1 protein-coding gene is annotated in these 1,194 nt (G+C 63.0%); it reads left to right on the top strand.

All coding sequences use genetic code 11. The features are described 5' to 3' along the window. Position 1 precedes the first annotated feature (1 nt). Positions 2–1,192 carry an elongation factor Tu gene (tuf, locus tag E1J61_RS36710; RefSeq protein WP_133098639.1) on the top strand — a complete coding sequence of 397 codons (1,191 nt, stop codon included), beginning with the start codon at positions 2–4 and terminating at the stop codon, positions 1,190–1,192. Positions 1,193–1,194: the final 2 nt, after the last annotated feature.

Raw genomic sequence — 1,194 nt, 5'->3', positions numbered from 1 at the left:
AATGGCAAAGGAAAAGTTCGAGCGGACCAAGCCGCACGTGAACGTTGGTACGATTGGTCACGTTGACCATGGCAAGACCACGCTGACCGCAGCGATCGCCACGGTGCTGGCTGCCAAGTTCGGCGGTGCCGCCAAGAAGTACGACGAAATCGACGCAGCGCCGGAAGAGAAGGCACGCGGTATTACCATCAATACCGCCCACGTCGAGTACGAGACGGCCAACCGCCACTACGCGCACGTTGACTGCCCGGGCCACGCCGACTACGTGAAGAACATGATCACGGGTGCCGCCCAGATGGACGGCGCGATCCTGGTGTGCTCGGCCGCTGACGGCCCGATGCCGCAGACGCGCGAGCACATCCTGCTGGCCCGTCAGGTTGGCGTGCCGTACATCATCGTGTTCCTGAACAAGTGCGACATGGTGGACGACGCTGAACTGCTCGAGCTGGTCGAGATGGAAGTTCGCGAGCTGCTGAGCAAGTACGAGTTCCCCGGCGACGACACCCCGATCATCAAGGGTTCGGCCAAGCTGGCCCTGGAAGGCGACAAGGGCGACCTGGGCGAAGAAGCCATCATGCGCCTGGCCGACGCGCTGGACACCTACATCCCGACGCCGGAGCGTGCCGTTGACGGTACCTTCCTGATGCCGGTGGAAGACGTGTTCTCGATCTCGGGTCGCGGCACCGTGGTGACCGGCCGTATCGAGCGCGGCATCATCAAGGTCGGCGAAGAAATCGAAATCGTCGGTATCCGCCCGACCGTGAAGACCACCTGCACCGGCGTGGAAATGTTCCGCAAGCTGCTGGACCAGGGCCAGGCTGGCGACAACGTCGGTCTGCTGCTGCGCGGCACCAAGCGTGAAGACGTCGAGCGCGGCCAGGTGCTGTGCAAGCCGGGTTCGATCAAGCCGCACACGCACTTCACCGGCGAGGTGTACATCCTGTCGAAGGACGAAGGCGGCCGTCACACCCCGTTCTTCAACAACTACCGCCCGCAGTTCTACTTCCGTACGACCGACGTGACCGGCTCGATCGAGCTGCCGAAGGACAAGGAAATGGTCATGCCGGGTGACAACGTGTCGATCACCGTCAAGCTGATCGCCCCGATCGCCATGGAAGAAGGCCTGCGCTTCGCTATCCGCGAAGGTGGCCGTACCGTCGGCGCCGGCGTCGTGGCAAAGATCCTCGACTAAGC

Source organism: Cupriavidus sp. L7L (assembly GCF_004353535.1).
GTDB lineage: Bacteria > Pseudomonadota > Gammaproteobacteria > Burkholderiales > Burkholderiaceae > Cupriavidus > Cupriavidus oxalaticus_A.
This window is presented reverse-complemented; position numbering and strand designations above follow the sequence as displayed.